Consider the following 22,184-nt stretch of genomic DNA (forward strand, 5'->3'; position numbering starts at 1 on the left):
CTAAGTGCGCTTATTGCAACTTACCCCAGTAAAACCAAGCGCCTTAAAGAAAGGGTGGGGGGCGTTGAACCCACATTCATCGAGTAGTTCACTTAAACGCATTCGATCAAGTGGATAAAACTCATGTTCTAAGTTGTGCCGCATACGAGTCTCGCCTATTTCTGTTAAGCCCAGAGTACGACAAAATACTAACTGCGCCTCTCGTTCAAACTGGGTTTCTGGCTTCATAAGGTCAACAAGAAATAAAGGCGATCTTGGTTTTAAAACACTATTAATTTGATTTAAAAGCGTTTTCTTTGCACCGTTATCTTCTAAGAAATGTAGAACTAGCAAACATAGGGCACAATCAACACGCTCAGTTAGAGACGTTAACTCACCACATTGTATTTTTACCCTGTGACTTAGGCCCAAGTTAGTAAAATTTTGATCTGCGATTGCGAGCATGTCAGCAGAAACATCTTGCACAATAAAAGACCATGTAGAATTGAGCTTAGCTAATTCTATAACCTCTTTACCTGTGCCCGCTCCGACAATTAGGATTGTCGCTTCATCAGGAAACAGCACTTTTAATTGTGCAGCCGTCAAACCATGCAGTAGCTCGTAGCCGGGTACGAGCCGAATGATCCTTTCGTCATAATGAGTGGCTTGCTCACCTTTAAAATCAGGCATATTAAGCACCTTTTATTAATACGTTCGAATAACCGCCGGGCTGTTTTTTAACTTGTACTTGCGTGGCAACGCGTTCTGACATTTCACTTACATGTGAGATCACGCCCACTTTTCTACCCTGTGCTTGCAGAGCATCTAAAGCATCTAGCGCCACACTCAAGGTTTCAGGATCTAACGTGCCAAAGCCTTCATCAATGAATAGCGAACCAATATTTACTTTGTTAGAAGAAAGTGAAGCCAGCCCTAGCGCCAAAGCCAGAGAAACTAAGAAAGATTCACCACCAGAAAGCGTATTCACGGAGCGCTGCTCATCGGCCATATCTTTATCAATGATAGCAATATTCAAAGAGTGACCAATCACAGTCAGGCGATATCGCTTAGACAAACTCGCTAAATGTTGGTTGGCATATTGCAGTAAAATCTTTAATGTCTGAGTTTGCGCAATATTACGCAGCTTTTTACCCGTGGCATCACCGAGTAATTTATCAAGCAAGTGCCAATGTTCATACTTAGCCTGAAGCGTATTGAGCTTTTGCTGTTCAGTTGCCAGTTTTTCGACATTTTTGTGATGTTGTTCAAGCTGCGTGTTCACACTCAGCCAGTATTGTTGCGTTTGTTGAAACTTAGACTCTAAAATTACTAACTGCTCATTAATTTGTTGCTCAGTTAGCTCGGTCAGCGCTTTCGCTAAATGCGTATTCAAGCTCTCTTTTAAATGACTTAACTTGCCTGATAGCTCTACTTTGCCGTGCGACAACTGTTTAAACTCAGTCAAGGTTTGCTGAATGTCCGCTTTTGGAAGCGCCAGTAAGTAAGAAACTCGCTCTTCATTCAAGTCAGCATAGATCTGTGACTTTTCATTAAGCCATTGTTCAAAGCGCGACTCAAGTGCGGCTTTTTGAGTTAGTAAAATCTCGATCTGCTCAGCTATATTGGTCAGATCTTTTTCTTTATCTTTTTCAGCTTGCAAGATCTGCTTCAATTGTTCAGAGCAAGCATTTAAATCATGTTGCCTTGCTTTTAATTGTGCCTGACACTTTTCTTGCCATTCATCAGCGCTGATCTCTTGTGGTAAACGCTCAAATCTTGCTTGCTCAAAGCTCAACTTCTCTGAGCGCGCATTTTCAACTGTGCTGTTAATGCCTCTTAACTGCTCTGAAACATTCACAGCTGATTCTTGTAAATGATTCAGCTGCAGCGTTAATGCTTGTTGAGACTGCTGAAGCTGAGCGAGTTTCTCTTTATTATTTTTAAACTCATCAACCGCTTTTGTTAAAGAGGCCAAAGCATCTTGTGGGGCATTTTCAAACTGCGCCCACCATGTTTCATCGGCATAATAATCACACGCTTGTTGTTGCGCACGGTTTATTTCTTGCGAAAGTTGAGTAAGTATATTTTGCTGTTGTTCAATCTGATGAGAAAGCTCAGTGGCTTGCTGTGTGATGGCATTTAACTGCGCTTGTTGTTGCTCAAACAACTTTTGCTGTTCTTGTTGAGTGTGCCACGCTTTTTGCAATTGCGACTGAAGACCTGTGAAGTGCTGTTGCTGCTGTAGAAGCGTTTGTTGATGATCTAAACATTGCTGCAGCGACCAACCTTGGTATTCGCTAAATTCTTCAAGTTGCCCTTGCAGGTCAGATGCTTTGCTCATTAAACGCTGATGTTGCAGTTTGCTTTCTTGATATCTTGCGTTCACTTTTTCAAATTCAGTTAAATGAACTTGGCTACGTTGCATCGCTTGTTCGTAAGCTTGCTCAGCCTGTTTATGTTGAGTGGCAAAGTCATTTAGTAAGTTTGCCCAATGGCTATCAATATGGTCAACCGCGTAGGGATGCTCTTTTGAGCCACAGACCATACATTCATGACCTGGCTTTAGTTCTGCACGTAATGCGCTGATGCGCTCGCTAGCACGAAGTTGAACTTGCGTTAAGCTATCCCGAGTCACTTGTACCCGTTGCTTACTTAGCTCTTTTTGCTGCTCTGTATCTGCCATTTGCACTTCAATGGCTTGTTTCTTTTGGAAGTTACTTGCCATTGAAGATTGTTGTTGTAACTGCTCCGCACTGATGTCTGAAATATTCTTCATCAAAGCAATCACGTGTTGCAGCCGCTGAGCCGCTGATTGCAAATCATCGATGTTTAACTGTTCAACTTGCTGCTGGAGTACATCAATTGACGCTTGCCCCGAAATCAATTGTGATTGTAATTGTGATAACCCAGACTTGAGCGGCTCTGCTTGTTGGGCGTTTTCTTGATGCTGCTTTTGCGCATGTTGCAATGAAGCGCTCGCACGCTGAGACTGAGACTGTTTATCTATGATGTCATCTAACAAGCCTTTGAGGTGGGACCAGTTTTCAGTTGTGTTTTGTAAGCTGTTATTTGCGGTTAATAACGACTCTAGCTCATTGCTCTGTTGTTGTACTTGCTGTAATTGCGTATTGGTATTTTGCTGTTCTATTGAAAGCTTAGCCTGCTGTTGCTTAACCTCACTCTGTTGCTTTAAGACCTGCTGTAATACTGAGTCAGCATTCGCGATTTTAGTATCAAGTTGCCTGACCTCAAGCAGAACACTTTGCTGCTCTGAAACATAGACTTCGGTTTGTTGTAACGCATCAGACGCCTTATTCGACGCGTCTTGTGCTTGCTGGATTTGCTCAGCAAAGTCTTTTGTTTTAAGCTCGCTTTGCTTTAACTCTAATGCACTTAAATTGTTTTTTGTCACCGTCCATTGCTGACGATTATCGGCAATCTCAAAAGCGGCTTGTGCTTGCTCTGCTTCATTATAACTATGTGCTTTTTCTGTCAGTTTCGCTTCTGTTTCTTGAATAGCCTGCTCTGTTTGCACTAATTGAGTTCGCAATTGGGCTGACTCTGCTAGCCATTGCAATGACGACTTGTGCTGAGCTTGCTGCGCTCTTAATTCATCTAACTGCTGTTGGTGATTTTGTGCCTCAAGGGTTAATTGCTCAAGTTGCTCATCGGTTAATAACACATAGGCACTTAAGCTATCTTTTAACCGCTCTAGCTCTGCTTTCTTCTCTTTATGTTTTTCAAAGATCAGCTGACCAATACGACTGAATTTATCGGTCGCAGTCAAACACTCTAAAAGTTGCGCGCGTTCATCACTACTTGCTTTTAAAAATGCGGCAAACTCATGCTGAGCAAGTAAGACGGTCCGGGTAAATTGATCAAAGCTAAGACCGATTAATTGCTCGACGGTTTTAACCGCCGCGCTTTTATGGGCCAATAAGGTTTCATCACTGAGGCGAATAATCTCGTGCTCTGGTGTCTTGAGTTTACCTGTGACTTTTTTACGCGCTCGGGCAACAGACCATTTTGCTAAATAACGCTCACCATCTTGACCTAAAAAAGTCACCTCTGCAGAGCCTTCAGCACAGCCTCTACGAAGTAAGTTTCTTGGGTCGTTTAATTTAATGTCGTCACCATTGAACGACACTGTGTTTTTTAAATCATTTTTTAAACGTGCTGTTTTTGCATAGAGGGCTAAACAAATGGCATCTAATAAAGTACTTTTACCTGCGCCTGTGTCACCCGTGATAGCAAATAATCCAGCTTGCTCTAAGGGCGCTTTTTCAAAATCAATATCAGCGTGGGTAATGGAAGCTAAATTTGTGATTGTTATTTTAAGTAATTTCACGCGTTTTGTTCCTCTTCCATGTCATTTAATACCTCAGCTAAACAATCAGCTAAATTTGTGGGTAAGTCCTGCTCTGAATCGACCTGCTGCTTAAAAACCATATCTAGCAAATCGAGTGGGTTTAATTTCTCGACTTGACCTAAATCTTGAAAAATCACTTCATCGTCATGCTTTTGCACATCTTGAACGCGTTCAATACCACAAAACAAAACGTCTTTGTCTTTTAGGCTTAATGAAATCTTCTCCCTAAACTGACTATCGGTCTCGCTGGCATTGAGTCGTAAGCGAAGATAAGGGCTTGCTTCGTGCGACGTTAAATCTAGTTGTTCGATTTCATTACAAAGTGAATCAATATCCGCCCCTCCTTTTTCAGGAAGTACTATCAGCTCTCTAAGCCTTGGTGTGTAAAGGGGGTTTACGCTCACGCATGCTTTTCCATTAAATTCACACACGAGTACTTGGTGTTGATAATTTCTTTCTGAAAATGACATCGGCATAGGCGTACCGCAATATCGCTTTGCGTCGCATTTTGCTACCACTTGGGCTTTGTGAAGATGACCGAGCGCAACATAATCAGCCTTGTCGGTAAACACCTCAGCTGTTACCGCATCAAAACCGCCGATGCTTATATTTCGCTCAGAGTCTTCACTAATGGTACCGCCTTTGGCGTGCAGGTGGCCCATAACAATAATAGGTGCGGTGCTCTCTTCACACAGTTCAACCACTGACTGGTAAGCCTGCACCACACCTTGCTGATAGGCTTTATCATTTTGTGTATCGAGCGTGACATCAGCAGGGCGTAAAAAGGGCATAGCAACCACTTGCGCCTGACCCTTTTCAGTTTCAATATTCACTAAGCAAGTTGCAGGATCTGCTTTGTCATATCGGCCAATAACATGGGTGTCAAATTGCTTTAAAAGAGGTTTTGCAGTCTCAATGCGATTCGCTGAATCATGGTTACCGGCAATAATAACAATATGTAATTCAGGACATGCCTGTTTGGCTTGCTTTATAAATTGGTAAAGCTGTTGCTCAGCAGAAGAGGGAGGGGTTGCTGTATGATAGATATCACCGGCAACAAGCAATAAGTCAATCGCCTGTTGTTGTAATGTTGTCACCAACCAATCAAGAAAATGCTGATGCTCTTGAACTCGGTGATGTTCGTAAAACTGTTGACCTAAGTGCCAATCAGAGGTGTGTAATACTTTCATGTAGCGCTCCCTTTCGCATTGAAGCGCTACTATACCACTGCTTTAAGTATTTGTTTAACGGGTAATTTGCCACCAAATAAAGGCAATAACAGGCAAAGCCAGTAAAAACAACAAAACCGGTGTTTTAAACACTTTTGTTTGTTTGCTTTGCAACACTTCTAGTGCTGATTTTTCGTTACAAGCGGCAACTTTATCAACATAAAAGTAGCCATCTTCTAAATACTGTTTGCAATTTTGTTCATCAGCTGGAATAGCCACCAGCTTGTCTTGCTTTTTCAGGATGTAGAAATCCATATTGCTCACCACATTTTACTGTAAACGGGTACACTATACAGAGCAAAACTAACGCCAACTTTTTAACGTAACTATTTGCTCAAAAATCAAAGAGCGCGAATTTAAAGACAATTCGCAGTAAATATCAACAGTCAAACTAAGGTTTTTTGATCAAATTTGTTAATACTCAGCATAAACCACCAAAATAAACGTAAGATGAATTAGCTGCTGTTGTTTTCTGCTTATATTTTCGTTGATATCGATGAATTTCGAACTTGTACTTTAGTGGAACAAACCGCACAAAAAGTCACTAAAAAACATTAAAACGTTACTTTATCTCAATTTAATTGCATTTTCTTTATGCTTTTGCGACGCTCAATTTGTGATGCAAATGCAAAACATTCTTTCGTTCACAAACTTACATAGAATAAGTGCTGAACAACCACATCTTGGGTAGTGTAGGAAAACATAATGAAAAAAATAACCAGTGCCTTGTCACTGTGTATACCGCTTATGGCATCGAGCTTGGCGGTTGCCAGTGCTGTTGAGCAAACCAAAGGCAACTTTGTAGATAAATTTCGTCAACTGGACGAAGTACTGCCAACACCAAACGTCTACCGTAACGCAGCAGGTGAACCTGGTGAGCGTTACTGGCAACAAAAAGTCGATTACGACATTGACGTTGTATTAGACGAAAAACAGCGCCGTTTAACCGCTGAGCAGAGTATCGAATACAAAAACAACTCACCTTACACGCTTAAATATCTTTGGATGCAACTAGACCAAAATATTTTTAAGCAAGACTCACTTGCTGAGCGAAGCGCTACGTTTAAAAATAGCCTGCAAAGTAACCCCGCAGCAAAACCGGCAAAAATTAGCTTAAACCAGCTTCGTCGCCAACAATTCATGGATGACACTGAACTGGGCTTTGTGATCAGTGATGTCAAAGACGAAGACGGCAAGCCACTTAAAGTCACGATTGTCGATACTATGATGCGTATCGACTTAAACGAGCCATTAAAACCAGGCAAGTCGACAGAATTCAGCCTTGATTTTGCCTTTAACATTGTTGAAGAAGATGCGGTTGGCGCGCGCTCGGGCTATGAACACTTCGAAGAAGATGGCAACGATATTTTCTTACTGGCGCAGTGGTTCCCGCGTCTTACCGCTTTTACTGACTATGAAGCTTGGACAAACAAAGCATTTTTAGGTCGTGGTGAGTTTACACTAGAGTTTGGTGATTATGATGTAGAGATCACCGTACCAGCAGACCACATTGTTTCATCGACAGGTGAGCTGAAGAACGCTAAAAAAGTTCTGACAAAAACACAACTAAAGCGTTTGAAAGAAGCAGAAACTGCAAAACGCCCTGTGTTTGTTGTGACTGAAGAAGAAGCGATTGAAAACGAAAAAGCAGGCACAGACAAAACCAAAACTTGGCATTTCAAAGCTGAAAATGTACGCGATTTTGCATGGGCATCCTCTCGTAAGTTTATGTGGGATGCCAAAGGCTATCAACAAGGCGGTAAAGAGCAGCCACTTGTGATGGCGATGTCTTTCTTCCCGAAAGAGGGCGGTGATCTTTGGAAAAAATACTCAACTGAGTCTGTGATCCACACCATGGAAGTGTACTCTCGCTTCTCATTTGATTACCCATATCCTGTTGCTCAGTCAGTGAACGGCCCTGTAGGCGGTATGGAATACCCAATGATCACCTTCAATGGTCCGCGTACAGAACTAAGAGATGATGGCTCACGCACTTACTCACAAGCCGAGAAGCGTTTCTTGATTGGCGTTGTGATCCACGAAATTGGTCATATTTACTTCCCAATGATCGTTAACTCAGATGAGCGTCAATGGACTTGGATGGATGAAGGCCTTAACAGCTTCTTAGATGGTGTCGCTGGCCGTGAATGGGATCCAAACATTCCTTGGGGCGTAGAGCCGCGTGACATCGTGCCTTACATGAAGTCTCAAAACCAAGTGCCGATTATGACGCAGTCAGACAGCGTATTGAATTTAGGTCCAAATGCATATACTAAACCAGCAGCGGCACTGAATATTCTGCGTGAGGTGATTCTAGGCCGTGAATTGTTCGACTTTGCTTTTAAAGAGTATGCGCAGCGTTGGAAATACAAACGTCCAACCCCTGCTGATTTCTTTAGAACCATGGAAGAAGCATCAGGTGTCGATTTAGACTGGTTCTGGCGTGGCTGGTTCTATACTACTGACCATGTTGATATCTCGCTAGACAAGGTTTATCAGTTACGTATTGATACTAAGAACCCAGACATTGACTATGCACGTTTACGTGAGTTCGAGCAGAGCAAGCCTATGTCACTGTTCAACAAGCGTAACCAAGAAGAAGGCCGCGAGCTTTGGATTGATAAAAACAAAGACGTGTCAGACTTCTACGATGACAATGATCGCTTTACGGTAACGAACAAAGAGCGAAATGCGTATCAGAGCTTCTTGAAAAAGCTTAAACCTTGGGAGCGTAAAGCCCTAGATAGAGCGGTTGAAGAAGACAAAAACTATTATGTCATGGAGTTTAGCAACCTAGGTGGCTTAGTGATGCCAATCATTCTAGAGCTGACGTATCAAGACGGTTCGACTGAAGAGCGTATGCTACCGGCTGAGATTTGGCGTCGTAGCCCGAACAAAGTGAGTAAGTTAATCATCACAGACAAAGACAAGCCGTTAAAGTCTATTGTAGTTGACCCTCGCTGGGAAACTGCCGATGTCGACATTGAAAATAACCATTACCCGCGTCAAATCATTCCTTCACGCTTAGAAGTGTATAAACGTAAGAAGAGCTCAGCCAAAGTGCGTCGTGATATCATGCATGACATCAAAACTGAGTTGAAAAAAGATGACAAAGACGAAAAAGAGAAGAAGGATTAATCCATGAGAGCTTGGCTTACTGCCAGCTTGCTTTTACTGTTGAGCGGTCAAGTCGCCGCTCACCAGTTAAAAGCTGCGATGACAACCGTATTGATCAATGAGCGTACGGGTAATCTTGAGCTCATGCATCGCTTTTATCTGCACGATACAGAACACGCTGTAGAGACCTTGATAGGCGGTCACGCCGATCTGTTTAAGCACGCTAAAGATAGAGCCGAATTTGCACAATATGTAAATCGTAAAGTGGCTTTACAGTTAGCAGACAAGACACCTCTCAAGCTTTCATTGGTCGGTCAGGAAGTTGATGGAAAGTTTTTTTGGGTTTACCAAGAAACGCAGATCCCTGCAAATTTTAGTGAATTACGAATGCAACATGGTGCGCTCAGGGATGTTTGGGCAGATCAAGTCAACATGGTCAACTTCGAAGGTAAAGGCAAAGTAAAAACCTTACACTTTGATGGTGAAGATAATTGGCTCACCGTTCATTTTGATAAGTAACCGCTTTTACTTTTATCAGAAGCAGAGCTCAGGCTCTGCTTTTTATTAGCCCTTATCTTTCAGCCCTAATCCAACCTTTTAGTCTTTTCGTATATACTCAAAATACGCTCACTAAGACCACTCTCTTTTATGACTCAAACTGCAGTAAATGCTAACTACCAAGGTGTTATCTTTGATTTAGACAACACTTTAGTAAGCTCCTCTTTAAACTTTAAACATATTCGCGCTGAAATCGGATGTACTGAACATACCGATTTATTGACCTATATTGAACAGCTGCCAGAGGTTGAAGCTCAAGCTGCCATGGATATTGTCTTAAGCCATGAATACCAAGATGCTGAATCAGCAGTACTAATGCCGGGTGTTGTAGAGTGTCTTGCAGCGCTGGCAGAGCAAAACATCAAAATGGCGGTTGTAACGCGTAACTGCCAACACGCGGCACAATTAAAGCTAGCAAAAACCGGTCTTAAATTCGATATTGTACTCACACGAGACGATGCCCCCGCAAAACCAGATCCAACCGCTTTACTGCAAGTTGCTGACAGCTGGCAAGTAAACCCTTCGCAGTGTATTTATGTTGGCGATTTTTTGTTTGATATTCAGGCTGCAGACAATGCGCAAATGGACAGCTGTTTGTATATTATTGATGTGCGCCCTGACTACGCAGATAGAGCGACGCATACAATCGAGCACTTTTCGCAGTTGACTAAATTAGTCCTCTCGTAACGTTTGGTTTTTAAAAATATGCCGCTATTCTCGCTGCCCTCTAGCTCAAAGCCTTGAGTCTTGCTAGAATCTTGGCAATTTTTTAAATTCATAATACGAGAATTAAGATGGGCAGAGCATTTGAAGTCCGCAAAAACGCCATGGCAAAAACGGCGGCGGCAAAAACCAAAGTTAACTCTAAATACGGTAAGGAAATCTACGTTGTAGCTAAAAACGGCGGTGCAGATCCTGAAACAAACCTATCTTTACGTCGTCTAATCGAAAAAGCGAAAAAAGACCAAGTACCAGCACACGTTATCGACAAAGCCGTTGAGAAAGCAGCGGGTGGTGCAGGTGAAGACTATTCTCCAGCACGCTACGAAGGTTACGGCCCGGGTAACTGTATGGTTATCGTTGACTGTTTAACAGATAACCCGAATCGTACTATCAAAGATGTACGCCTACCATTCACAAAAACAGATTCGAAAATCGGCAGCCCGGGTTGTGTAGCTCACATGTTCGATCACTTAGCTATTTTAGGCTTTGATGGCGACGATGATGAAGTGGTACTTGAAGCATTAATGATGGCTGATGTTGATGTCACTGACGTTGAAGTTGAAGATGGCAAAGTATCTGTATTCGCGCCACACACAGAATACTTCAAAGCGAAAACAGCATTAACAGAAGCATTCGAAGGCATCAATTTTGAAGTAGACGAAATCACTTTTGTGCCACAAACACATGTTGAGATCACAGACGAAGACGACCTAGCTAACTTTGAAAAATTCATGACCATGCTAGAAGATTGTGATGATGTGCAAAACATCTATCACAATGCGATTGTGAACAAATAATCATCGCAAAATGTATTTAAAAAGGAGCCAATTGGCTCCTTTTTTGATTTATGCCACACAAGGCGCTGAAAACTTACTCATTTCATTTCGAAAAGCCAAACATCCGCTATAATTTATTTACTGCGTTTATATAAATTATCGGTGAGATGTTAGATGTTGCGATTTCTGTACGCTTTATTATGTCTATCAAGCTTTTTTGGCATTTGTGCTGAGCGTGCAACCATCAGTGGCTTTGGCAACATAGGAGCCGTCCATTCTAATTCTGACACCTATCGCTTTAGAACTGATATCTCACGAGATAATGACAACTTTGAAGATAGTTTAGATTTTAGTGCTATTAGTTCTTTAGGCATTCAAGCTGACATATCTTTATTTCGTGATTTCGACCTCGTCACCCAGTTAATTTATCGCGGGCAAAAAAAGGTCACTTTAGACAACGCGCTTAGCTTGGCTTTTTTGAGATACAAACCAGCTCCTGATTGGGAGTTAAGAGTCGGCCGCACACAACTCGATCTTTACTTACTCACAGAATACAGAGATATTGGCTTTGCTTATCCGTGGGCAAAAGTCCCCACGGAAGTCTATGGTTTACTACCATACCGCTATTTAGACGGGGCAGATTTTACCTATTTTAAAAGCCATAATGATTTAGATTACCGTGTCAAGCTGTTTGGCGGTCAATCTTCGAGTCACATTGCCCTTGATAATGAAAATGTAGAACTAAAAATTGATGATGTTTTAGGCGTGTCCTTCGAACTCAGTCAATTCGACTGGACACTGTCTCTTAAGCACACCCAAGCTCGCACCAAAAACAATATCTCTACCATGGCAAGCATTATTGGTGGCTTACAACAGATACCTGACGTGATTTGGCCCGATAAAGCTGCTTTTATTAACGACTTTTCGTTAATCAATAAAAAAGCATATTTTAGCTCTGCAGGACTCAAATATAACGTAGGCCCACTGACTTTTTTAACCGAGTTTGCCCACCTTCACAGCGATTCGTCAGTGGTTTCAGCTGTCAGTAGCGGCTATATCAGTACAACCTACAATTTTGATAAAGGACAAGTATTTTATACCTTTGCGATCGCAGAGTCCGATCCCAGTGAGTTTAACGATGCAGTCAATATTCAGCGATTTTTACCTAACCAAGTTGAGGAGATTATTCTAGCGGTTAATGAATCATTTCGTGTATTCAGCCCTAATCAACAAACCCATTCTCTCGGTGTCAGATACGACTTGAAAGACAATATTGCCCTCAAGTTACAAATTGATCACACTAATATTGATGCTCAAGGGGGGGCGCTGTGGTCATATCAGGGTATGAATACCTTGGCACCAAAAGAGTCTTTTACCACCCTATTTTTTAGTGTGAGTTTTACTTTTTAGCTATGAACAAGTTAATTATCTTCCTCACCCTAATACTCGCTTGCTGCATAATGAATACAGTAGCGGCTAAGCCAATTTCTATCGTTGTGCATGCCGACAATGCTACAGACTCCCTGTCAAAAAAGCAGTTAATTGATTTATATATGGGCCGATATGTTGCTTTCCCTGACAATCAATCCGCTCAACCATTAGATACACTTACACCAGAGGGATTGAAATCAACTTTCTACAAAAGACTCGTGAATATGCCTTTATCGAGAGTAAATGCGTATTGGTCTAGAGTTCGTTTTACTGGTAGAGCGACCCCTCCAGAAACATATGCTGACGAGCAAATGGTTTTAAACTTTATAGCCGAAAACCCCAATGCCATTGGTTATGTATTTAGCGACGCTTTAACTAAACAACAAAAACAAAAAGTAAAAGTCATCTTGGAGTTGTATGAATAAGAGTGGCTTATTACTCAGGCTCGCAATATCAATTAGCTTTGCAGCCGTGTTTGTCGGTTTTATTTCATCGCAGGTATTTTTTAAACTGGCGTATCAAAAAAATCTAGATAAAACTCAGGCCAGCATTGAGCAGCTTTATGAGGTCGTTGCGCCTACGGCCAATATTGCGGCCTATTTAGGTGATCAAGAACTTGCAAAAGAAGTGATTAATGGCCTTAGTAACAACCAAGTTATCTTAGCTGCGTCGTTTGAATCTGAGCTATTTTCAATTCAGAGTGAGACTTTTAAATCTGAACCTGCGAAACAAACGGAGTTCATGGTTTATTCACCTTTTGTACCTTCAGAGCCTTTAGGTACGATTAAAGTTCAGCACAATTTAGCCTACATAGAAGAAGACTCACAAAATGCGGCAAGCTTCTTATCCAACTCTTTGCTAATACAAGCACTCGTAGTTACTGCCATTGCTATTTTTATTGCATTTTACTTCATCACTAAGCCCATTCTAATTATTGCAAATAGTCTTCACTCACTGAACCCTGGTACAGCAAGACGTTTAAAAAAGCCTGTTTTTCACGACAAAAGCGAGCTAGGTAATTTAGTTGAAGACATCAACCTACTTTTAGAAAAGGCAGAAGAGCAAATCTCTCAAGAGCGATTATTACGCTCTGAAATTGAGCTTTTAGAAAAACGTTTCAGGTTGTTATTCGAAAACTCTGTCGCCCCCATCATTTTAATGGAACCAAGAGGTAATATTCTTCTCACCAACAAAGCTTTTAAGTCTTTAATGGAACGGATAGAGCAACCCATAAAGAAAAACTATGGGCCGATACTCAGTGAGCTATTTGAAGCGCCTGAATTAGTGACCCGCTCTGTTAATAGTGCATTTTTGAATGATGAAATCGCCATAGGTGAGCATCGACTAAAATTTAAAGAGCAAGATAAAACCATCTGGTTACAAGTGGTTGTTTCTAGCATCATTACAGATGATTTAAAATCGTATTATCAAATCACACTCAATGATGTATCTAAAAAACGTGACGAGCTCGATAAATTAAGTCGACGAGCCGATTATGACGCCCTAACCAATATGACTAACCGCCATGCTGGTGAGAAAAGAATTGATCAACTCATAAAAGATAAAACACCTTTCGTCTTTGCCTTGATGGATCTCAATGGCTTTAAACAGGTGAATGATATCTATGGTCATGATGCCGGTGACGAAGTGCTGATATTCGTGGCGAATCAGTTAAAACAGCTCACCCCGAGTAATGGTATAGCGTGTCGATGGGGAGGCGATGAGTTTGTAGTCGTATTAGAAAACACCAACAAAGCTGATTTTGAAGTGTTCTGTGAACAACTCACGACACGGATCGTTAAGCCTTACACACTTATCTCGCACCAAGCTAATGTACAGGTAGGCCTTTGTATTGGTGCTGCTTTTTACCCATATGACACAAGCCACAAGCCGGAGCTCATCCATTTAGCCGATAAAGCCATGTATGCCATTAAACCTGAGTCTAAAACAAGGGGAGGAAGAACGCTGGCTTTTGCGACTCCCACTAAAACTTTAGAGCGCAAGTATGAATAGGCGAGAAAGTGTTGACTACAGCAGTATTCTTGGTCAAATTGCGACGGATAAGGTGAAGCGTTTAAAGTCATTTATTCTTCTGATCAGTCTTTCTTTGGCACTGTTCTTTATCCTCAACATATTAATTTATCAACAAGGCTACGCTTACACCCTTGTCGTCGCACTCGGGATCTTTCTATTTTTACACTGGTTTGTCTGTGAAGATACCTTGCCTGTAGTGTCTGGAATTTTTATATGGACTTTGACCTTGCTGGCATTCTTTTTTGCGTGGAATATTGAGGGGCTCTACGACACCAGTTTACTTGCTTATCCATGTATTCTTGTATTTTGTGCCATGCTTAACAGCCGCCTACTTATCATCTCTACAACCACATTTATGGTGCTCAGCATATATTGTTTAGCCTATGCAGAGTACATAGGGTTATTAGCCTCTCCACTGGCTGAGTTCGCCGATTGGCGTAAAGCGCACAACATGGCCCTAGTGCTGCTTGTGTTCGCTTCTGTGGTTTACTTATTAACGAAAGACATTGATAGGTTGCTCGAAAGGCTCGTCAAAATGCATGTTAATTCACTTCGAAATAAAACTCGAACTCAGCGAAAAGCACTCACCAATAGATTGACCCTGTTACCCAATGAGATAGCCTGTGCACAATATGTCCAAGGGCGCATCTACCGTCACCATCAGGCAGAACAACTTAGTGCGTTAATGGTGCTCACCTTAAATAACTTAAACTCCATTAATGCCTCTTTGGGGTTTGATATTGGTGACAAGTTAATCAACATGATTGCACAACGACTACATACATTGTCGGAAGATAACGCCAAAATTTTTCACAGTTCCAACAATCAATTTTTTATTTTTATTGATGAAACCGATTACCACGATATCGAAGCTTTTGCTCACCAAGCGTTGCAAACCACTTTTTTTAGCAATTACGTAGAGCAATACGAGGTTGAAGTCTCGGCCTGTATTGGCATAGCAATAGCCCCTCATGATGGTAATCACTATGATGCACTTTTACGCAGAGCACACACAGCATTAACCAAAGCGGTGCAAATGGGCCATAATCAGTTCGCGTTTTTTGATTTAGAGATGGAACAACAAAGTAAAGCGAGACTGGCTATGCTGGTAGGATTAAAACGAGCCATTGAACAGCAAGAGTTTGAGCTTTACTATCAACCCAAGATTGAACTGAGTAGCAATACCATTGCAGGGGTAGAAGCGCTGATCCGCTGGCGCCTACCAGATAACACACTAATGCCTTCTTCTGTTTTTATTCCTGTTGCAGAGGCCTCAGGATTGATTAATGAAATAGGGATCTGGGTAGTCAAACAAGCCGCTAAAGATTGCCTTACTTGGCATCAGCTCGGTTTTAATCAGCTTGGGGTATCGGTCAATGCCTCAGCGGAACAGTTTAAAAAAGGCAATTTTGGCAGTTTAGTATTAAAAACCTTAAAACAGCAAAAACTCGACCCCTCTTACCTCGACATTGAAATCACTGAGTCACTATTCATTGAAGACGAGAAAAACATACAGGCACAAATTCACCAAATGGTTTCTCAGGGTATTTCGATTTCTATTGATGATTTTGGTACTGGTTACTCGAACTTAAATTACTTAACCAAGTTCAATGCTTCGACTCTAAAAATTGATCGATCCTTTATCAAAAATATGATGCATGAACGCAATCAATACCACTTAGTTGATGCCATATTGAAAATGAGCCATGCAATTGGTATTGAGAATATTGCTGAGGGTATCGAAGATAAGAGCACTGCCAATATTTTAATGCAATTAGGCTGTCGATATGGTCAAGGCTACTACTGGTCAAAGCCTATTCCTCAACAAGCTTTTTGCCAATTTTTGATAAATTGGCCTAAACACAGTAAAGCCAGTTGAGCGTATTTATTATGCAAAATATGACATCATCTCTTCATTGTTTTTTTTGAACATATGAATCTAATTAATCAATTTATAAAAAATTCAATCACCTTCTATACTCAATTCTGATGTAAACAAGTCGAACGCTTTAGTGCAAATTTTTGATACGTGAAAGAACAAAACGTGATTTAAAAACATACCCATTTAGTTAGATATTAAAAAGGTTTTACGTTTTATTCATGTTGTCACTGAACGCCAATCAAGTTGAACGTAATTTAACGCACAGGATGAACAGAATGAAGATCCACACTCAGTTTCGTAAGTCGGTACTTGCTACCTTTGTTGGTCTCGGTATTTTAAGTTTAGGCGCATGCGCCAGCTCGCCACAAATGAGTAAACCAAAAGGGGCGACAGGGACTGGTAATGTTGCAGCTGGTACGCCTAAATCAAATCAATTTTGGTGGCCTGAACAATTAGATTTATCGCCACTAAGAGATCATGACAGCCGTTCAAATCCACTTGGTAGTGACTTCAACTATGCAGACGCATTCAATAAACTCGACATGGCGGCACTCAAAAAAGACATGAATGAGTTGCTTACCACATCTCAAGATTGGTGGCCTGCAGACTGGGGTAACTACGGTCCATTGTTCATTCGCTTAGCGTGGCATAGCGCAGGAACATACCGCACATTAGACGGCCGTGGCGGTGGTGATGGTGGTCAAATGCGTTTTGACCCTCTGAATAGCTGGCCTGACAACGGCAATCTAGATAAAGCAAAAAGATTACTGTGGCCATTAAAGCAAAAGTACGGCGAAAGCATCTCTTGGGGTGACTTAATGATACTGGCTGGTACGGTTGGTCTTGAAAACATGGGCTTTAAGACCTTTGGATTTGCGGGCGGCCGTACTGATGACTGGGAGCCAGATCTGGTTTATTGGGGCCCTGAAGTTGAAATGCTTGCCAGTGACCGTGAGGAGCGTGACGGTAAGCTACAACGTCCTCTTGGGGCAACACATATGGGTCTAATTTATGTTAATCCTGAAGGTCCAAAAGGAAAGCCTGATCCACTTGGTTCAGCTAAAAATATTCGCATTGCTTTCGGGCGTATGGCAATGAGCGATGAAGAAACCGTCGCACTTATCGCTGGCGGTCACACCTTTGGTAAAATGCACGGTGCGCACAAAGCAGGCCAATGTGTAGGTAAAGAACCCGGTGGTGCGGCTATTGAAGAGCAAGGGTTAGGCTGGAAAAATAAATGTGGTAAAGGTCATTCAGAAGACACAGTTACCAGTGGCTTAGAAGGCGCGTGGACGCAAGCGCCGACCCGTTGGACGACACTTTATTTACAAAACTTACTTAACTTTGAATGGCAACAAACACGAAGCCCTGCAGGTGCAATTCAATGGATCCCAACCGATGAATCCCTACATACTTCAGTCCCAGACGCACATGTGAAAGGTAAGTTTAATTCACCGGTTATGACTACCGCTGATTTAGCCCTTAAGTACGATCCTGAATATCGCAAAATAGCAGAGCGTTTCTTAGCAAATCCAGAAGAATATCGCCTCGCATTTGCAAAAGCTTGGTATAAGTTAACACATAGAGATATGGGTCCAAAAGCTCGCTACCTTGGTGATAATGTGCCGAGTGAAGCGTTAATTTGGCAAGACCCTGTACCAGCTGTCGACCATACGCTTGTCAATGCAAACGATATTGCCAACTTAAAGCGCGATATTCTGCGTACAGATTTAACCATCCCTCAGCTTATAAGAACGGCATGGGGCTCAGCTGCAAGCTTTAGAGCGTCAGATATGAGAGGTGGGGCAAATGGTGCGCGCATTATGTTAGCACCACAAAAAGACTGGGCAGTAAATAACCCAGATGAACTGAGCATGGTGTTAAGTAAACTTAAAACTGTGCAAAGCAATTTCAACAGAAAAGCATCTGGCAATAAAAAAGTGTCTATGGCAGACATCATCGTACTAGGTGGTGCAGCTGCTGTTGAAAAGGCAGCTGACAATGCTGGCGTAAAAGTGTCAATCCCCTTTACACCTGGAAGAACTGATGCCACACAAGCACAAACAGATGTAAACTCATTCTCGCTACTTGAGCCAAAAGCAGATGCCTTTAGGAACTATTTCAATGCTACAGAAAGCTACCGCTCTCCAGCCGAAATGCTAGTCGATAAAGCAGATCAGCTTAATTTAACCGTGCCAGAGATGACAGCACTTGTAGGTGGCTTGCGTGTCTTAGGTGCAAACAGTAATGGTAGTAGCCATGGCGTATTCACTAATAATGTAGGCGCTTTGAGCAACGACTTCTTCGTTAATCTATTGGATATGTCGACGGTTTGGAAAAAGTCAGCTCAAGAAGGCTTATATGAAGGCTTTAACCGTACGAGTGGCCAGAAACAATATACTGCGACTACGGTAGATCTTGTTTTCGGTTCAAACTCTGAGCTCAGAGCCATTGCGGAAGTTTATGCCTATGATAATGCAAAGCAAAAGTTTGCAGATGATTTTGCCAAAGCTTGGCACAAAGTCATGCAACTTGACCGCTTTGATTTAAGACACAACCTATAAGACTCTCACAGAGCAAGAGATTCACTCTTGCTCTTTCTTCATCAAAAAGCCGCTATCTTGTAGAGTTAATATACAAAATTAACTATAGTCTGTATAAAATAACCACAAAAAACACCTTGTTGATGATAGCGACTGGCTTTTCCAGAATAAACTTAAAACATGCCTTGTACTTTAGTGCAGTCATTTACATATGTTTTACTTCGCCATACAGTTATGCACGTGCAACGCTTAAAGTTTGTCATGAAGCCAGCAATTACCCGCCATACATTTATCAACAAGACAACCAAGCTAAAGGACTATTAACCGATATCATAAAAACAGCTGCTGAAAATGCTAAAGTGAACGTGCAATTCGATGCCAAACCTTGGAATCGCTGTCAAAAAGATGTCAAAGCAGGTAACAGTCACGCTTTATTTGCCATGATAAAAACTCCGCAAAGAGACCAAGAGTACGCTTTTCCGAATTACAAAAATGGTCACCTCTGGACGGCAACTTATCCTGTTTTTATAAAACAAACGTCAACATTTTCGCTGACTGACTATTTACCAAATAAAGGACTTGGTGCGCCATTAGGGTATGTTGTTTGGCAAGAATTGAATCAAAGAAAATGGTTGAGCCCATTTCAATATGACCCTGAGCTAGGTCTCAAAATGGTGGCACAAGACAAATTAGATGGGTATGTAGTAGAACGCTTAATTGGCCTTCATCTACTTTATGAAAATCAACTCTCTGATGTTATTAAACCCTCCAAAGCACAATTATTGGATACTGTTTGGTATTTACCATTTAACAAACATTTTTATAAACAAAACCCCCATCTTGTTCAGCAAATTTGGCAAGAAATAGACAGCGTAAGAGAGCAGCTTAAAAGCAAATACAATAAACCTTAGTCCTGTCTTAATTGCAGCCATACTTCAATATATTGAAAAACTGCCATTTCTTAAAACTCAACTATCTCATCTATATCTTTTTCATATTCGTCCACCAACAAAAACATTGACGTGTAGCTCTACTAAAAATACAAACTCGCTACACAGCTGCGGAATAACAGCAAATCCTTAAAAATTTTATGGTTGAATAAGCATCAAAAACCCCTTAATATTCCTTTAAGTAATTAGATATAACAAAATGCAATATAGGTGCATTTTTATATAAATAAAGGCTATGTCATGACTGAGCAGCAGCAATTGAGTCAAATTTACCTTGATGCCAACGCAACCACCCCTGTATTACCCGCCGCCGCGCAAGCTGCGCTCGCAACCATGCAAACTCAATTTGGTAACCCAAGTAGTAGCCATATTACGGGCTTGCAAGCGAAGCAAATTATGGAACAAACCCGCGGTAAAGCACGCAAAGTAATTGGTGCAACAAGTGGGCAGGTTATTTTTACCAGTGGCGCAACAGAAGGTATTCAAACAGCGATATTGTCTGCTCTTTATCAAGCGAAGCAGAATTACAACTCTGAAAATAAGCCTTGTATTTTATATGGTGCAACTGAACATAAAGCTGTACCTGAATCTTTAAAACACTGGAATCATATTCTTGATATTCATGCTGAAATTAAAGCCATCCCAGTTAATAAAGATGGCATGTTAGATATGGACTTTATTGCAAAAGAAGTGCCCAACGCATTGATGATCTGTACGATGGCGGTTAACAACGAAACTGGTGCAGAACAAGACTTAGCTAAACTAGAACATGTGATCCGCAGCAACAACCCAAATACTTTCTGGGTGGTTGACTGTGTTCAAGCACTCGGTAAAGTTGAACTTGATATTGCCAATACCAGTATCGATTACGCGCCATTTAGTGGTCATAAACTCTATGCAATGAAAGGCATCGGCTTTGTCTATATTCGTGAGCAGGCCCCTTTTACGCCATTTATCGCAGGGGGTGGGCAAGAGAGTGGTTTACGCTCAGGTACTGAAAACTTGCCTGGCTTAGCTTCTCTTAATGTGATTTTTGATGAATTACTTGGGCAGGGTAGGGGTGTATTTGCCACTAAAGAAACACTATGCGGTTACCGCGACCAACTTGCTAAAGCGTTAACAACAGCATTCCCTACCATTGTATTTAATAATAACTTTGCTTGTAGTGTCCCAACTACATTGAACTTCGCTATCCCAGGGTTTAGTGCCAAAGAGATCTTAGATTTATTTGATGCTGCTAATATTCGTGTCAGCTCTGGGTCTGCGTGTAGTTCGAAAGTAACTGGTAGTTTTGTGCTTGATGCAATGGGGCTGCCCCAAGCACAAAGTGAAGCCGCTATTCGTCTATCTTTTGGTCCTGCAGCCACACAGGCTGAGATAGATGCAGCCTGTGAACGCATTGCATATTGTGCAAAAGCGCTTGGTCATAGTTGCTTAGTAAACATGGGTGAATTAGACAATAAGTCAAAACTCGATGGATTAGTGCAGCTCAAAGCGGGCGGTAGTTGCTGTTGGTTATTTGTCGATGGTGAGAGCCAAGAGGCAATCATTATAGAGCCACTAGAAGAACTCACTCAGCGTTTATTAACCGTTTTAGAATGCCAAGGCCTTACTTTAAAAGCGGTAATAGACACACATGGTCATGCTGATCATGCTTCAGCCAGAACGCAACTGTTAAGCAATGAATTAAAAGACCAAGTGACTGATCACCTAGGCTGGCCTACCCAGTGTCACGTTGTAACTGTCGATGCCCTTACTTTACCATTTATCGATGTAGGGAAATTCGCTTTAGTCAAAATTGCCACGCCAGGCCATACACAAGACAGTATCTCCTTGGCGCTTTGCCACAAAGCTGAGTTAAAGGCGGGTAAATTCAATAGTCTTTATACCTTCTGCGGCGATTTAATTTTAATGGGCACACTAGGTAGAACAAACTTTGAAAGCAGTGATGCGTCTCAAATGTATCAATCACTACAGTTACTAAGTGGCTTATTAGAACAAGATAGCCTGCTTTGCCCTAGCCATGACTATAACAATGAGTTTGTCACAACTCTAGATGCAGAAACGCAGCGCAATCAGTTATTAGCAGACGTTGTGAGTCAGCGTATATCAGTTACAGAGTTTCTGAGTAAAAAAACTGAGCTCGATAGCCATATTCACGACCAAGCCAACCAAGAAATTATGTGTGGAGCGCTGACTACTTGCTCGCAAAAGCATAGCTTCATAGAGTTAAATACTGACGCCTTGCAAGCTCATTTAGACAGCACTAAAGACGTACAACTGATTGATATTCGTGAACCACATGAATATGCACTCAACCATGCGCAACACTTTGATAAAAACGTGCCATTAACCAGACTTGCAAACTTTATTGGCCTACAACGACTAAACAAAAACCAACCTTTGGTACTTGTATGTCGTAGTGGTAGTCGCTCTTCTGTTGCTGCGCAAGCACTAGTCCGGCTTGGTTTTGAACATGTTGCTCATTTAAAAGGTGGCTACGCTTTAGCGCAATAACACCCATATTCCCCTAAAGTGATGAGTTGTAAAGCGCTCATCACTTTGTTAACCCCCTTTACAGTTCCTGTGTATT

Annotated in this window: 15 protein-coding genes; 11 read left to right on the plus strand and 4 right to left on the minus strand. The window is 41.6% G+C overall.

Translation table 11 applies throughout. From position 1 onward, the window contains the following. The 4 genes from AAEU28_RS09970 to AAEU28_RS09985 are packed head-to-tail and all read right to left on the minus strand — an operon-like array spanning nt 1 to nt 5,832. Nucleotides 1–669 carry a class I SAM-dependent methyltransferase gene (locus AAEU28_RS09970; RefSeq protein ID WP_421963976.1) on the minus strand — a complete coding sequence of 223 codons (669 nt, stop codon included), beginning with the start codon at nt 667–669 and terminating at the stop codon, nt 1–3. Nucleotide 670: 1 nt separating this feature from the next. Further along, a complete protein-coding gene (locus tag AAEU28_RS09975; RefSeq protein ID WP_421963977.1) occupies nt 671–4,327 on the minus strand; it encodes an SbcC/MukB-like Walker B domain-containing protein in 3,657 nt (1,218 codons plus the stop codon). Next, on the minus strand, nt 4,324–5,538 hold the full coding sequence (sbcD, locus tag AAEU28_RS09980) for an exonuclease subunit SbcD (RefSeq protein ID WP_421963978.1): 1,215 nt from the start codon (nt 5,536–5,538) through the stop codon (nt 4,324–4,326). Before sbcD ends, AAEU28_RS09975 begins: the two co-directional genes overlap by 4 nt. 54 nt (nt 5,539–5,592) lie before the next feature. Continuing rightward, nucleotides 5,593–5,832, minus strand: coding sequence for a hypothetical protein (locus AAEU28_RS09985; protein WP_138479289.1), 240 nt, complete (start codon nt 5,830–5,832; stop codon nt 5,593–5,595). Nucleotides 5,833–6,282: 450 nt separating this feature from the next. Between AAEU28_RS09985 and AAEU28_RS09990 the strand changes: the two genes are divergently transcribed. The 11 genes from AAEU28_RS09990 to AAEU28_RS10040 all read left to right on the plus strand — a co-directional run bounded on the left by AAEU28_RS09990 (nt 6,283) and on the right by AAEU28_RS10040 (nt 22,108). After that, nucleotides 6,283–8,715 (plus strand): M1 family metallopeptidase, encoded by a 2,433-nt coding sequence (locus AAEU28_RS09990; protein WP_421963979.1) that lies wholly within the window; start codon nt 6,283–6,285, stop codon nt 8,713–8,715. 3 nt (nt 8,716–8,718) lie between these two features. Continuing rightward, nucleotides 8,719–9,213 (plus strand): DUF6702 family protein, encoded by a 495-nt coding sequence (locus tag AAEU28_RS09995; RefSeq protein WP_421963980.1) that lies wholly within the window; start codon nt 8,719–8,721, stop codon nt 9,211–9,213. 129 nt (nt 9,214–9,342) lie between these two features. After that, nucleotides 9,343–9,939 carry an HAD family hydrolase gene (locus AAEU28_RS10000; protein WP_421963981.1) on the plus strand — a complete coding sequence of 199 codons (597 nt, stop codon included), beginning with the start codon at nt 9,343–9,345 and terminating at the stop codon, nt 9,937–9,939. A gap of 107 nt (nt 9,940–10,046) precedes the next feature. Continuing rightward, nucleotides 10,047–10,772 (plus strand): YebC/PmpR family DNA-binding transcriptional regulator, encoded by a 726-nt coding sequence (locus tag AAEU28_RS10005; protein WP_421963982.1) that lies wholly within the window; start codon nt 10,047–10,049, stop codon nt 10,770–10,772. A gap of 153 nt (nt 10,773–10,925) precedes the next feature. After that, nucleotides 10,926–12,161 carry a hypothetical protein gene (locus AAEU28_RS10010; protein ID WP_421963983.1) on the plus strand — a complete coding sequence of 412 codons (1,236 nt, stop codon included), beginning with the start codon at nt 10,926–10,928 and terminating at the stop codon, nt 12,159–12,161. A 50-nt stretch (nt 12,162–12,211) separates the two neighbouring features. Further along, nucleotides 12,212–12,607: a hypothetical protein gene (locus AAEU28_RS10015; protein WP_421963984.1), complete on the plus strand. Its 396-nt coding sequence runs from the start codon at nt 12,212–12,214 to the stop codon at nt 12,605–12,607. Next, nucleotides 12,600–14,195 carry a diguanylate cyclase domain-containing protein gene (locus tag AAEU28_RS10020; RefSeq protein ID WP_421963985.1) on the plus strand — a complete coding sequence of 532 codons (1,596 nt, stop codon included), beginning with the start codon at nt 12,600–12,602 and terminating at the stop codon, nt 14,193–14,195. The genes AAEU28_RS10015 and AAEU28_RS10020 overlap by 8 nt, the downstream gene beginning before the upstream one ends. Continuing rightward, nucleotides 14,188–16,095, plus strand: a complete 1,908-nt coding sequence (locus AAEU28_RS10025; RefSeq protein ID WP_421963986.1) for a putative bifunctional diguanylate cyclase/phosphodiesterase — start codon at nt 14,188–14,190, stop codon at nt 16,093–16,095. The genes AAEU28_RS10020 and AAEU28_RS10025 overlap by 8 nt, the downstream gene beginning before the upstream one ends. Nucleotides 16,096–16,373: 278 nt before the next feature. Continuing rightward, nucleotides 16,374–18,662, plus strand: coding sequence for a catalase/peroxidase HPI (gene katG / locus AAEU28_RS10030; RefSeq protein ID WP_421963987.1), 2,289 nt, complete (start codon nt 16,374–16,376; stop codon nt 18,660–18,662). A gap of 122 nt (nt 18,663–18,784) precedes the next feature. After that, entirely contained in the window at nt 18,785–19,552 is a 768-nt protein-coding gene (locus tag AAEU28_RS10035; RefSeq protein ID WP_421963988.1) for a transporter substrate-binding domain-containing protein, read from the plus strand. Nucleotides 19,553–19,831: 279 nt separating this feature from the next. Beyond that, the gene (locus AAEU28_RS10040) at nt 19,832–22,108 is read left to right on the plus strand and encodes an aminotransferase class V-fold PLP-dependent enzyme (protein ID WP_421963989.1); all 2,277 of its coding nucleotides are present in this window, start codon (nt 19,832–19,834) and stop codon (nt 22,106–22,108) included. Nucleotides 22,109–22,184: the final 76 nt, after the last annotated feature.

The organism is Pseudoalteromonas sp. SS15, assembly GCF_049257195.1.
In the GTDB taxonomy this organism is placed as follows: domain Bacteria; phylum Pseudomonadota; class Gammaproteobacteria; order Enterobacterales; family Alteromonadaceae; genus Pseudoalteromonas.